This window comes from Bacillota bacterium (assembly GCA_040755295.1).
Lineage (GTDB): Bacteria > Bacillota > Desulfotomaculia > Desulfotomaculales > Ammonificaceae > SURF-55.
Genome location: JBFMBK010000007.1, coordinates 92,487 through 105,681 on the forward strand (window position 1 = coordinate 92,487; position 13,195 = coordinate 105,681).

Consider the following 13,195-nt stretch of genomic DNA (forward strand, 5'->3'; position numbering starts at 1 on the left):
ACGACTCTGATGGATACCGAATGCGCCTGGCGACTTAAAATTGTCAAAAAATTCTGACAAATAAAACCAGAATTTTCTCTAAAGAAACACAACCGCAATAACGAAAATTATTATGTAAATAAGTATGGCCTCCTAACATATCACAATTAAAACCGTAGCCTATTGTACCATATTGCGAAAAATAATTTCTAACGCTCGCAGCCTATTCAATATTACTAATCCAAAGACATTAAGGTGTTGCCTGAAGACTTTCTAAGGCTGAAAGGCTTTAGCGGGAGGGCGAGGCGAGTGGTTCCAAGAGAACCGGCCGGGCAAATAATCGGCATGTATCGGAAATTCGCCAGTATAAGTTTTGTCCTGGCATTGGCATTCTTTTTTCTTTTGCTGAGCGCCGGCCCCTGGAGTGTCCACACAACGGCTTTGGCCGCGCCCGCTGTTCTTAATACCGACCCGGCCGACGGCGCTACCGGCGTAGTAACGACCAAGACGATCACAGTTACTTTTGACGTATACATACAGGCCGGTTCCGCCTACGACACCATCGCTCTGAAAGACCAGAGCGGCGCCGACGTGGCGTTTAGCAAGAGCATTACCGACAACGTGCTCACGATAGACCCGACCAGTCTTCTCGAATGTAGTGTGACTTACTGGGTTTATATACCGGCTCTATCTGTAGAGAACCTTTCCGGCGAGCCTTTGCAGAGTGACTACAACTTCAGCTTTACCACTGAAGCGGCGCCTGTGGTGAGCAGCACCGATCCCACCGACGGCGCCACCGATATCAGGGTAAACAAAACCGCAACGGTTACCTTCGGTAAAAACATCCAGGCAGGCGCTGCTTACGCTGCTATCGCTCTTAAGGATCAGAGCGGCGCCGACGTTCCTTTCGCAAAGACCATCGCCAGCAATGTGCTCAGCATCGACCCGACCAGCGACCTGAATTGCAGCGTCAGCTACTGGGTCTACGTTCCCGCCGGCGCTATCGCCGACACGTCAGGAAATCCTACGGCGGCCGACTGCAACTTCAGCTTTACTACCTCTCCGGGCAAATGGTATTGCGAAATTGCGGATGCGACGGCCGACATCGGTCACTGGACCTCCTTAGCTTTAGATGTATATGGTCAGCCGCACGTAAGTTACTACTATGTTACCGGCGGTGACCTGATGTACGCGTACAAAGATACCGCCTGGAATACGGAGACTGTGGACAGCGGAGACAGCGTGGGGCAGTACACCTCGATGGCTCTGGATGACGCGAATTATCCCCATATCAGCTACTACGATGTTACAAATACCGCTCTTAAATATGTCTATAAGAACGTTTCAGGTTGGCAAGTGGAGACCGTCGACGGCGCCGGCGACGTAGGCACGTATAATTCCCTAAAACTGGACTCATCGGGGTACCCGCACATCGCTTATTGCGATACGACCAACGGCTACCTGAAGTACGCTTACAAAGACGCAACCGGCTGGCACATAGAAAGTGTTGTCCGAATCGGCGGCGCCAGCGCCTGGATTTCTCTCGCTATTGATGCTAATGGATACCCGCATATGAGTTACCTTTACTCCGATAATTGGGACCTCAAGTACACGTACAAAGACGTTTCCGGCTGGCACACCGAGACCGTGGAAAGTTCCGGCTATCCCGGGTATTACTCATCACTGGCCATTGATGCGTCCGGCCGTCCACATATCAGTTACGTAAAAGGCGCTGAGGCCATAGGTGGTCCGACCAACGACCTGAAGTACGCCTACAAAGACATTGACGGCTGGCATATCACGGCGGTGAACACTCCCGGTTGGGACTACTACTCGTCTTTGGTTCTTGACAGGTCGGGGTATCCGCATATCGGCCACTGGGACGCATCTAATAAATATCCCAGATATTCGTATCAGGATGTTTCCGGCTGGCACAAAGAGACCGTGCCCGACGGTTTCTATTCCGGCGAGTTTGTTTCTCTCGCTCTTGACGCTTCCGATAATCCGCGGATGACTTACTACAGAAGCGTCGGCGACGACCTGAAGTACGCCTGGTGGCTGACCGACGCGCCGACGGTGACCGGAACCGACCCCCGCCGCGGCGCCGCCGATATCGCAATCGGCAAGACGATCTGCCTGACCTTCACCGAGGATGTGCAGGAAGGTGACAACTACGGTTCGATCACCTTGAAAGACGGGGGCGGCAGCGACGTTTCATTCACCAAGACGTTAAGCGGGAAGACGCTGACCATCGATCCCGACAGCAACCTGGCCAACAGCACGACCTTCACGGTGACGATTCCAGCCGGCGTGGTGAAGGACGTGACGAACAACGTACTGGTAAGCGACTTCAGCTTCAGCTTTACCACAGAACCGGCCCCTGCAGTCAGCGCCACGAACCCGGAAAGCGGCGCCACCGACGTCCGGATCGACCAGACGATTACTGTAACGTTCAATAAAAACGTCCAGGCCGGCGACAACTATGGGCAGATAAACCTGAAGGACGGAGACGGCGGCGATGTGGCTTTCAGCAAGAGCATCGCCGGCAGCGTCCTTACCGTCGACCCGACCGGCGTTCTCGAATATACCGTTACTTATACCGTGTACATTCCGGCGGGATGTGTAAAAGATGCTTCCGGCACCGGGCTGCCGGGGGATAACGACTTCAGCTTCACCACCGAAGCGCTGCTTGCGGTGTGGGACACCGATCCCGCCAGCGGCGCCGTAAATGTCCCGTCGGCCCAGACGGTCACTGTTACCTTCAGCCAGGACATACAGGCACATACCAACTATGCCTCGATCAATCTGAAACACCAGGACGGCAGTGATGTCGCTTTCACCAAAGGCATCAACGGCGCCGTGCTTACCGTCGATCCTAACACAGACCTCAGCTACGGCGTGACGTATACGGTCTACGTGCCCGCCGATTCGGTCGCCACACTGGGTGGCAGCGGGCTGCCGTCGGACTATAATTTGAATTTTACCACAGAGGCCGGAGGCAGCTGGCAGTTGCAAATCGCGGACGAATGGGGCCTGACCGGCTTGTGGACGTCCATAACCCTGGATGTCTATGGGTACCCTCGTATCAGTTATTATTACGATTCCAGCGACGACCTGAAGTATGCGTATAAGGACTCCTCCGGCTGGCACACGACGACCGTGGATTCCGGGGGCGGTGTGGGGACGAATACTTCCATAGAAATGAATTCCGCCGGCTATCCCTGCATAAGTTACCGTGACGACACCAATGCCAATGTCAAGTACGCTTACCAAGACGCAAGCGGCTGGCATATGGAGCTTGTGGATGCGGAATACAGCGCCGGTTCCAATCAAACCGGTCTGGGTTTTGATTCTACCGGCTACCCCCATATCAGTTATCTTAGAATGATAGATGCCGGCACTTATCGCCTGATGCACGCATGGAAGGAGGCTGACGGCTGGCATAACGAGATCCTGGACTCCGATCTCAGCAGACCGGGACAGTGGTCATCCCTCGCCATAGATTCTTCCGGCGGAATCCATATCAGTTACTATCTTATCGGCGGCAACGCAACGCTGAGATACGCCTATAAACCGTCGGGCGGCGCCTGGAGCATTACCGACGCTGACCCCAGCGCGTGGATAACAGGTGAGTACTCGTCAATAGCCCTGGACGAATCGGGTTATCCTCATTTCAGTAGTTCCGACCGCACCAACTGGGACCTGAGGTATGTTTATAAGGACGGCGCCGGCTGGCACAGGGAGAACGAGAATATTGACAGCGCCGACCAGGTCGGAACGTGGACATCGATAGGGGTGAAAAACGGCTATCCGCATATAAGTTATTATGACATCACCAATACAGCCTTGAAATACGCCTATAAAGACGCTTCGGGCTGGCATGCGGAAACAGTGGACAACAGTGCAAGTGTCGGCCAGTATACCTCAATTGTCCTGGACGTTTCCGGAAGCCCGTATATCAGTTACTACGACGCGACTAATTTTGACTTGCGGTGTGCTTATTGGCTGCCCGCCAAACCAATGGTCGCCGGCGTCGATCCCCTCCGGAACTCTGCAAGCGTTACACTGGACAAGACCATCACCGTCGGTTTCACCGAGGATGTGGTTTCGGGCGACAACTACGCCGGTATCGCCTTGAAGGACCAGAGCGGCGCGGACGTCCCGTTCACCAAGACGCTAAGCGGCAGGATGCTGACCATCGATCCGAACGACGATCTTAGTTACAGCGTTACCTATACGGTCTACGTCCCGGCAGGTTCGGTTAAAGACTCAGGCGGCAACGCCCTGGCCGGAGACTTCGACTACAGCTTTACAGCAGAACCGGACATATACCCGCCGGCCGTAAGCGGCACCGATCCGGCGAACGGCGCTACCGGCGTGACACTCGACAGAACCATAACAGTCACTTTTGATGAAGACATTCAGGCAAGCGCCAACTATGCCTCAATCAACCTCAAGCACGAGGACGGCAGCGATGTTGCGTTCGGCAAAAGCATCGCCGGCGCGGTACTCATCATTGATCCGGACGCCAACCTAAGCGGCAGCGTCACCTACACCGTTTATGTCCCGGCAGGCTCAGTAAAGGACCTTGCCGACAATGATCTGGCTGCCGACTTCAACTTCAGTTTCACCACGGAGGCGCCGTCAGCCACCATCACGATCACCGCGCCCGCCGCTATCTCAGGCTGGAGCCTCAGCCCGGCTTCAAACCAGCCCCTTACGCAGTCCGGAACGCTTTCGATTGACGTCGAACCCGGCACTGAATCCTGGGAGGTTACCGCCTCCGACGCGGATACCGTGAATACGAACGGAAAGATGACCGCTTACAACGGTTCATACGATCTTGCGAAGAAGCTGCAGAACGCGATGAGCGTGGCGGCGGGTTTCGAGGTGACCCTGCCCGCCGGGGGGAATATCGCTGAAAACACCGGCGACCAATCGGTGGATGTAACCTTCAAGCAGACGGTGGGATGGACTGACGAAATACTGTCCGGGGGTTATACCTACCGGATCGTCGTCACCTTCATCGCGTCGATTACGGTTTGAAGTTAAGGAAATACAGCGGGCATTAATTCAGATAAGTTGGGGTATCCGAGTTAATTAAAACCAGACATAGGGTAAGGCAATCAACCGAGCCGTTAAAAATACTTTTCTTTATTGTTTTAACAACATGTTAAAATAAAGATTAAACAACAATTCATTATATAATTATCTACTAAAATGATACAGGGCTATACTATAAGACCCTTTAAGCACGGCGATCTCGGGCAGGTTCTATACCTCCACGGCCTTGTTTACAGCAGTGAGCATGGTTTCGATCTGAGCTTCGAGGGGTATGTGGCGGCAGGGATCGCTGAGTTCGCCTGTTCGTTCAAGGAAGGAAAGGACCAGCTTTGGGTAGCGGAGGCGGACGGGCAGGTTGCCGCTTCCATCGCTGTCTTCGGCCGCTCGGAGTCCGAGGCGCAGCTTCGCTGGTTTATCGTTCACCCCGCTTACCGCGGTTTAGGCATGGGAAAGGCTCTCCTCAAAGAAGCGCTCGAATTTGCAAAAAGATGCGCCTACACGACTGTATTCCTTTGGACGCTGGGCCACCTTGACGCGGCGCGCCACCTATACAAGTCGGCTGGTTTTGTCCTGGCCGAAAAGAAGACGCACGTTCTATGGGGGAAGCTGCTTACGGAGGAGCGTTACGATTTAAGCCCGAACCCTTAGTTCCCCTGCGGTTTTGGACTAGGTATCTACTTCGAACTTTTTAATAATAATGTTATTGCCCTTCAATGGGTAGCCACGATGGATGCTGATGTATTGACAGGCAAAATTCCGACGAGTTAATATTTACCATAGCGGAATTTAAAGAGGAGGTGGCGCCGTGAAGAAGATCGCCTTAATAAGCTGCACCATGGTCAGAAAGAGGAACCTTTGTCCCGGCGACGTGAGATGCCTGGTGGCGATGAACCGGAGGGAAGGGGAGTTCGAGCGGTATAAGGATGAGGATGTGGCGGTGGTCGGTATTGTGGACTGCGGCGAATGCGAAGGGAACAAAAGCGGCAGGGTGGTGTTGAGCCTGGCTACGTTAAAGGGACCGCTTGCGATGCTTAACGAAACACTGGACGTCATCCATATCGGAACCTGTATCATGAGCTTCTGCCCGCGGAAAGACGATATCCTCAAAGCCGTCAGGGATAAGGTGGGGATAGACGTCGTCGAGGGAGGGCACAAGTATATGCCGCCGAAAATCTTTTAACTGACAGGCAGGCATTTGTTCTTAAGTTGCGTGTAGCGCAAGTAAAGTTATCGGTATGGAATCCTGTGCTTGCTGTTTGGGAACAGGTTTACGTCCTTGTGACGAACTTGTTTTGCAGCACTCTTATAAGACTACTTGGCTATTTTACAGTTGGCGCCGAGCTTTTCGAGCGCTCTTTTTTCGATTCTGGACACATAACTGCGGGAGATGCCGAGCACGTTGGCGATCTGGTGCTGCGTAAAGCACTGTCCGTTTAGGAACCCGTAGCGCGCGATGATGATCTTTCGTTCCCGGGAGGAGAGGTGGGAGAGTTTTTCGCGCAGCGACTTTTGTTCAAGGTGCTGTGAAACCTGGTCTATAACGGAATCCGGCTCGCTTCCCAGGATGTCGATGAGAGCTACCTCGTTCCCTTCCTTGTCTACGCCCACCGGTTCATTGAGCGAAACCTCGGCGCGATTCTTCTTGGCGGCACGGAAAAACATGAGGATTTCATTTTCTATGCACCGGGCGGCATAGGTAGCAAGACGTGTGCCCTTATTGGGGTTGTACGTTTTGATGGCTTTGACAAGACCCACCGAGCCTATGGAAATCAAGTCTTCTGCATCGTACCCGGACCCTTCATACTTCTTCACGATATGAGCCACCAGGCGCAGGTTGTGTTCTACGAGGATGTTCCGGGCGGATTCATCACCGCGGAGCATCTGCCGGATATGTTTCTTTTCCTCTTCTTCCGAAAGCGGGCGGGGAAAGGAGTTGTTCGTAACGTAGCCGAGAAGCGGAAAAAACCCACTCGCCAGGGATATGGCCGTGGCAAATGCTGCTATCATTAAACCCCTCCTGAAGATGTCAATCTCCGGACGACGATGCATATCGTCGACATTTACTGCAGATTTGCGGCGGCCGGTTCGGCATCGGCCAAGGGATTGTGATGCCCGCTCCAACCGGACGAAAGGGGCCGAGCCGGCGGCAATGTCATAAAGGAATGTATTTTAATGTTACGCTTCGTGAAAATTGATTGTGCCTGTCCGGTCGATTTTTGTCTTCAACCTCTGGCGATTCAGGCAGATTTGGGTTAAGCTAAAAAAATGGGAAACGCTGAGCGGCTGAATATTTGCAAATGGGGGTGGAGCTTGTAGAAGCGACTGCAGTAATCCTGGCCGGGGGCAGGAGCACCCGTATGGGAACGGACAAGGCCTTTCTGGAGGTTGAAGGGCGCAGGCTTATTGAGCGTGACGTTTCTGCCCTGGGAAGGGTCTTTTCCGAGGTTATCATAGCGGGTGATCCCGGGGTATACGGGGGGCTGGCCGATCGGGTGGTGAAGGATTTCTTTGAGGAGGCGGGGCCTTTGGCCGGGGTTCACGCCGGACTTTCTTTTGCAAGCCACGACCGGGTTTTTGTGGCTGCCTGCGACCTTCCCTTTATAGACGGCGAGATGGCGGCATTTATTGTGCAAAGACTGCAGGGGTATGACGCTTCGGTCCCCTGTGTGGGAGGCAGGCTTCAGCCCCTCTTTGCGGCCTATAAGAAATCGTGCCTGGCTCCGGTCAGCCGTTATCTTGAAAAAGGAGGCCGTCGGGTGGTGAGCTTTCTGGGTGAGGTCCGGGTCCGTTATCTTACGGAAATGGATTTTGCCGGGTGGCCGCACTCCGGCAGGGTGTTTTTTAATATAAACACCCCTGGTGAGTTCGAACGGTTAAATCATGATATAATCACTTCCGTGCCGGTCGTGGGAGTGACGGGGTTTTCGCGTACGGGGAAGACGACTCTGCTTGAAAACCTGGTGGCATCCCTTGCTTCCTCCGGTTATCGGGCGGCCGTTTTAAAGCACACGTGGCACGAGGTGCGTGATACAGGGGGTAAGGATACCGACCGCTTTATTAAGGCGGGCGCGGAGAAAACCGCACTGACCGGGCCGGGCGGCATATTATATTTTCAACGGGAAGGGCACCCGGCATTGGGGAAGGTTTTGAGTCTTATGGAGGATGGGGTGGATATCATACTGGTCGAGGGTTATAAAGAAGCGCCTTTTGCCAAGATCCGGGTAATGGGTGAAACCGGAATCGATGGCGGGGAGGAGATCGGCTCCGGCGGAAGGACCGTGGCGGTCGTCGGTGAAACGGACGATGCCTCCCGCCGCGGGGTGCCTGTGTTTTCACGCGACGATATTAAGGGGATAAGCGGTTTTATCATCGGCCGTTTTTTAGCGCGGGGGGACAGGAATTGCTGAAGCTGTTGCGTCCGGACCTCTACCTTGGATCACTCTTCGATATTACACCGAAGATGCTCGAAGACCTGGGGATCAAGGCTTTGATCCTTGATCTCGACAACACGCTGGTGGTCCGGGGTGAAGAAAAGGCTGAACCGGAGGTATCGGAATGGCTTAAGGCATTGCAGGAGCGCGGTATCAAGCTCTGCATCGTGTCGAACAACTCGCGGGGGAAGGGCGGTAAAATCGCCCGCGCTCTGGGTTTACAGGGGGTATTCAGGGCTATAAAACCGTGGGGCAAACCGTTCCGGAAGGCGCTGCGGCTTTTGGGGGAGAAGGCCTCAAGTACCGCCATGGTAGGCGATCAGTTGTTTACGGATGTCTTGGGGGGAAACCGAATGGGACTTTACACCATAATGGTCACCTCTCTGGGTGGTCCGGATTTTATCCTGACGCGGCTTATCATCCGAAAGTTGGAGCGAATCGTGTTATCCCGGCTCGGATACAAAAGTAACCTGTTCCGTGGGGTACGGGGGTGAAGGTGATGGAAACGCCTTTGATAAACGGCAGGACAAGGGTTGTCGGTATCTTTGGGGATCCGGTGGAGCATACCTTTTCACCCGCGATGCACAACGCGGCATTTGCGGCTTTATGCCTGAATTTCGCATACCTCCCGTTTCGGGTGCGGAAAGAGGAGTTACCGGCGGCGGTAGCGGGATTAAGGGCGCTCGGTCTGGTCGGCGTAAACGTTACGGTGCCTCACAAAGAGGCGGTATTGCCCTACCTTGACGAGGTTACGCCCGAAGCAAAATTAATAGGTGCGGTAAACACGGTTGTAAACCGTAACGGCAGGTTGACGGGGTATAATACCGACGCCACCGGTTTTCTGCGGGCGCTCAGGGAAGCGGGCTGTGAGCCTGCAGGCGCGGAAGCGGTAGTGCTCGGCGCCGGCGGGGCCGCAAGGGCGGTGTGTATGGCGCTTGGAATGGCCGGCGCGCGCCGGATTGTGGTCTTTAACAGAACGTACGAACGCGCACAGGCACTTTCACGAGAGGTGCAGGCAAACACGGAAACCACGGCGGTCGCCCTGCCCTGGGAAGATCTGAACAAACGCAAAGCCGATGTTTTTCAGGCTGCGGGCGTTGTGATTCAGACGACGAGCATAGGGATGCACCCTGAAAAGTCGGCTTGCCCCGCGGTATCGCCGGCAGCCTTCCGGAAAAACCAGTTGGTGGTGGACCTTATCTATAACCCCGTGGAAACACGTTTTCTTCAAATGGCGGCCGAGGCGGGCGCCGCAACGCAAAACGGTTTACGGATGCTGCTTTATCAAGGGATTGCGGCCTTCGAGCTGTGGACGGGCAGTTCACCGCCGGAAGAGATAATGCTGCAGGGCCTTGCCGCAATGAAAGGCGCTTAATAGTACCGTCCGGCGAACTTCGACGGTATTGCTGACGGGGCTTGTTCATCGATAAAAGGGGAAAACCAACCGGGTATACCGGTCGTGATTTTGGTTCCCATAAAACCTAAAAGGACGTTCCATTAATAGCACGATATGCCAGACGGATACCTGTTGCAGGATTTTTGTTAACTTTAACGAAATATTGTAGAAACTGGCTGAATGAGAGCGGCAAAACCTCTTAACCATGAGGAATTATTGACTCTCTCTTGAAAAACAGGTTAATAAGGCTTTTAAAGAATCTCGGAGACCGCGAAAAACAACCCAGCACTTAATGAAGAGTTGATACGCACCGATTTGAGTGCCGAGGGAGGGTGAGGATGGCCGGCGCGGAGCTGAATTAAAGGTTGGAGGTCCTCCAAACTGGCCAGGCGTGGTTTTGTAGGGGTCTCCCGGGAGGAAGGAGTAAAATATGGATCTCCGTTACCTTACGGCGGGGGAGTCACACGGTCCCGCCCTTATGGCGATTATTGAAGGAATGACGTCCGGCCTTAAACTGACGGCCGATTATATTAACAGGCAACTGATAAGGCGCCAGGGAGGCTACGGCCGTGGGGGGCGGCAGAAGATAGAAAAGGACGAAGTGGAGATCCTGAGCGGGGTGCGCGGCGGGTACACGCTCGGTTCCCCGATCGCGCTCAAGATCGTAAACCGGGACTGGGTGAATTGGCACCGCGTGATGGCGGCGGATGCCGCGGCCCGCGTCGATGAGCGCGTAGTGACCCGGCCGCGTCCCGGACATGCGGACTTGGCGGGAGCGCTGAAATACGGACACCGCGACATCAGGAACGTCCTGGAGCGTTCCAGCGCCCGGGAGACCGCGGCCCGCGTCGCCGTGGGCAGCATCGCCAGGAGATTTCTGGAAGAGCTGGGAATTGAGGTTGCCGGACAGGTCTTGAGCATCGGGCCGGTGCAGGTAGAGGCCATGGATGGGCTACCGGCGGAAATCCGGGGGAAGGTTGAAGATTCACCGGTATCTTGCCCGGACGAGAAAGGCGGCAAGTTGATGGTGGAGGCGATTGACCGGACAAAGGCCGCCGGAGACTCGCTCGGCGGTGTTTTTGAGGTGCGGGTTTTCGGGGCGCCGCCGGGCTTGGGCAGTTTTGTGCAGTGGGACCGCAGGCTCGATGGGCGTCTTGCTCAGGCGGTGATGAGCATCCAGGCGATCAAAGGGGTGGAAATAGGACTTGGATTTGCGGCGGCAGGTTTTCCGGGGTCGATGGTTCAGGACGAGATTTTCTACGATCCGGCCTGCGGTTTTCATCGTGAGACAAATCGCTCCGGCGGGGTCGAGGGAGGAATGACGAACGGTGAGCCTGTTGTTGTCCGTGCGGCGATGAAACCCATACCCACGCTGGCCAAACCGCTTCGGAGCGTGGACCTTCACACTGCTGAACCCGTGCAGGCGTCATACGAGCGTTCGGATGTATGCGCGGTGCCGGCCGCCTGTGTAATCGCCGAAGCGGTCATAGCATGGGAAATGGCGCGGGCCTGTATGGAAAAGTTCCAGGGCGATACATTAAAAGAAGTGAAACTAAACTTGGCAGGATACAGAGAACGGATAAGGCTGGTGGAGCTGTGAAAAATGTCGTCATAATCGGGTTTATGGGTACGGGCAAAACCGCGGTGGGCAAACGGCTCGCACGCCTTCTCGGATGGAAGTTCGTGGACACCGACGCGGAGATAGAGCAGTTGGCCGGGAAAAGCATCCCCCAGATCTTTGCGGAGGACGGCGAGGTGCGTTTCAGGTCGGAAGAGAATCTTATCTGCCGGCGGCTGGCCTTCCGTTCCGGGCTTGTCATCGCCACCGGGGGAGGGATGGTTCTTAACCCGGAAAACGTTGGGCTCCTGCGGCAGAATGGGATTTTTATCAGGCTTTACGCCGATCCGGAGGTAATTATTGAGCGGGTTAAGGCGAAACAAAGAAGACGGCCCCTTCTCAAAGGGGATGTGAAAGAAAAGGTACAGGAACTTCTGGCGCAGCGGGCATCGGCGTATGATATCGCCGAGTTTACCGTGGATACCGGAAAGCAGGGGCCCGACCAGTCGGCACGCATAATTTTCGAGCATCTCCAGGGGAAGGGTCAATTAACATGAGATAGAGCTCCCGCTCTTAAGGAAAAAAACTGACTTAGAGCCGCCTTCCGGAGGCCGCGAAAAGTGAGCCTGACAGAATCAGGCGACGTTTTGCATATATCTTCCGGGGAAAGGACCGTATCGGTGAGGGAAGTTAAGGTTGAACTGGGGCCGCGGAGTTATACGATTTATGTCGCAGCAGGAACGCTTGGGGATTTCGGGTACTACGCCGGGCGTCACCTTGCGGGCAAACGGATAATGGTTGTCACGAACCCCACGGTGGGAGGGCTTTACGGGGAGGTCCTGCGCCGGAGCTTGACATCCGCGGGATTCACGGTGATCTGGGCGGAGATTCCCGACGGTGAAGCTTATAAAAACCTGAGCACCGTGGCGGGTCTTTACGACGCCGCCCTTGACGGGGGGGTGGAACGGGGGGACGCGGTGGTCGCGCTTGGCGGGGGCGTGGTCGGCGATATCGCCGGCTTTCTGGCGGCCACTTACATGCGGGGTGTAGCGCTGGTCCAGGTACCGACCACGCTCCTGGCCCAGGTGGACTCGAGCGTAGGCGGTAAAGTCGGGGTGAATCACCCGCGGGCTAAGAACATCATCGGCGCCTTCTATCAGCCGTTTTTTGTGTTTATTGATGTCCGGACGCTTGCCTCGCTGCCCGACAGAGAGGTCCGGGCGGGACTCGCCGAGGTGATTAAGTACGGTGTGATCAAGGACGCCGAATTCTTCCAATGGCTTGAAACGAATATCGAAAGGCTGTTGAAGCTGGAACCTCCCGCGCTTGAATACGCCGTGTCGGTGTCCTGCCGTATTAAGGCGGCGGTGGTTTCCGCCGATGAAAAGGAAGAAGGGATTCGTGCCATCCTTAACTTCGGGCACACAGTCGGACATGCTCTTGAGGCGGTAACCGTTTACCATCGTTTTGTGCACGGCGAAGCGGTGGGGGTCGGCATGGCGGCGGCGGGAAGGTTGGCGGCGGACCTGGGCTTTTTCGACAAAACCGGGGTCGAGAGCATAACCGCCCTTATAAACCGTGCAGGCCTGCCGAGTGAAATTCCACCGGATATCCCGATAGAAGAACTTTTAGAAGCTGTGCACCGAGATAAAAAGGTATCCGACAGTCAGTTAACTTTTGTTTTTCCGGAAGCCATCGGGCGGGTACGGATCGTCCGCGGTGTACCGGTTGCGGCTGTGCGGGCGGTTGTTACGGCGTCGAAGTAAG

At 55.0% G+C, this 13,195-nt stretch carries 10 protein-coding genes; 9 read left to right on the forward strand and 1 reads right to left on the reverse strand.

Translation table 11 applies throughout. From position 1 onward, the window contains the following. Positions 1 to 288: 288 nt before the first annotated feature. From AB1500_07030 to AB1500_07040, 3 genes are all read left to right on the forward strand, one after another. Positions 289 to 5,025 carry an Ig-like domain-containing protein gene (locus AB1500_07030; protein MEW6182916.1) on the forward strand — a complete coding sequence of 1,579 codons (4,737 nt, stop codon included), beginning with the start codon at positions 289 to 291 and terminating at the stop codon, positions 5,023 to 5,025. A gap of 174 nt (positions 5,026 to 5,199) precedes the next feature. Beyond that, positions 5,200 to 5,691 (forward strand): GNAT family N-acetyltransferase, encoded by a 492-nt coding sequence (locus tag AB1500_07035; GenBank protein MEW6182917.1) that lies wholly within the window; start codon positions 5,200 to 5,202, stop codon positions 5,689 to 5,691. Positions 5,692 to 5,848: 157 nt separating this feature from the next. Continuing rightward, positions 5,849 to 6,223: a CGGC domain-containing protein gene (locus tag AB1500_07040; protein ID MEW6182918.1), complete on the forward strand. Its 375-nt coding sequence runs from the start codon at positions 5,849 to 5,851 to the stop codon at positions 6,221 to 6,223. A gap of 131 nt (positions 6,224 to 6,354) precedes the next feature. Here AB1500_07040 and sigK read toward each other — a convergent pair whose 3' ends face one another. Beyond that, the gene (gene sigK, locus AB1500_07045; GenBank protein ID MEW6182919.1) at positions 6,355 to 7,050 is read right to left on the reverse strand and encodes an RNA polymerase sporulation sigma factor SigK; all 696 of its coding nucleotides are present in this window, start codon (positions 7,048 to 7,050) and stop codon (positions 6,355 to 6,357) included. 290 nt (positions 7,051 to 7,340) lie between these two features. On the opposite strand from sigK, the gene mobB reads away from it, so the two are divergent. The 6 genes from mobB (at position 7,341) to aroB (ending at position 13,194) form a co-directional block, all read left to right on the forward strand. After that, entirely contained in the window at positions 7,341 to 8,450 is a 1,110-nt protein-coding gene (gene mobB / locus AB1500_07050; protein MEW6182920.1) for a molybdopterin-guanine dinucleotide biosynthesis protein B, read from the forward strand. After that, a complete protein-coding gene (locus AB1500_07055; GenBank protein MEW6182921.1) occupies positions 8,444 to 8,968 on the forward strand; it encodes a YqeG family HAD IIIA-type phosphatase in 525 nt (174 codons plus the stop codon). Before mobB ends, AB1500_07055 begins: the two co-directional genes overlap by 7 nt. 5 nt (positions 8,969 to 8,973) lie before the next feature. Then, positions 8,974 to 9,849: a shikimate dehydrogenase gene (locus AB1500_07060; GenBank protein MEW6182922.1), complete on the forward strand. Its 876-nt coding sequence runs from the start codon at positions 8,974 to 8,976 to the stop codon at positions 9,847 to 9,849. A gap of 451 nt (positions 9,850 to 10,300) precedes the next feature. Then, positions 10,301 to 11,470, forward strand: coding sequence for a chorismate synthase (gene aroC, locus AB1500_07065; protein ID MEW6182923.1), 1,170 nt, complete (start codon positions 10,301 to 10,303; stop codon positions 11,468 to 11,470). Beyond that, a complete protein-coding gene (locus AB1500_07070; protein MEW6182924.1) occupies positions 11,467 to 11,985 on the forward strand; it encodes a shikimate kinase in 519 nt (172 codons plus the stop codon). The genes aroC and AB1500_07070 overlap by 4 nt, the downstream gene beginning before the upstream one ends. A 63-nt stretch (positions 11,986 to 12,048) precedes the next feature. Further along, positions 12,049 to 13,194 (forward strand): 3-dehydroquinate synthase, encoded by a 1,146-nt coding sequence (gene aroB / locus AB1500_07075; protein ID MEW6182925.1) that lies wholly within the window; start codon positions 12,049 to 12,051, stop codon positions 13,192 to 13,194. The last annotated feature ends 1 nt before the right edge of the window (position 13,195 follow it).

Excerpts from the sequence above, each read along its gene's own strand:
- AB1500_07035 (MEW6182917.1), top strand. The coding sequence starts at position 5,200 with ATGATACAGGGCTATACTATAAGACCCTTTAAGCACGGCGATCTCGGG.
- sigK (MEW6182919.1), bottom strand. The coding sequence starts at position 7,050 with ATGATAGCAGCATTTGCCACGGCCATATCCCTGGCGAGTGGGTTTTTT.
- mobB (MEW6182920.1), top strand. The coding sequence starts at position 7,341 with ATGGGGGTGGAGCTTGTAGAAGCGACTGCAGTAATCCTGGCCGGGGGC.
- AB1500_07060 (MEW6182922.1), top strand. The coding sequence starts at position 8,974 with ATGGAAACGCCTTTGATAAACGGCAGGACAAGGGTTGTCGGTATCTTT.
- aroC (MEW6182923.1), top strand. The coding sequence starts at position 10,301 with ATGGATCTCCGTTACCTTACGGCGGGGGAGTCACACGGTCCCGCCCTT.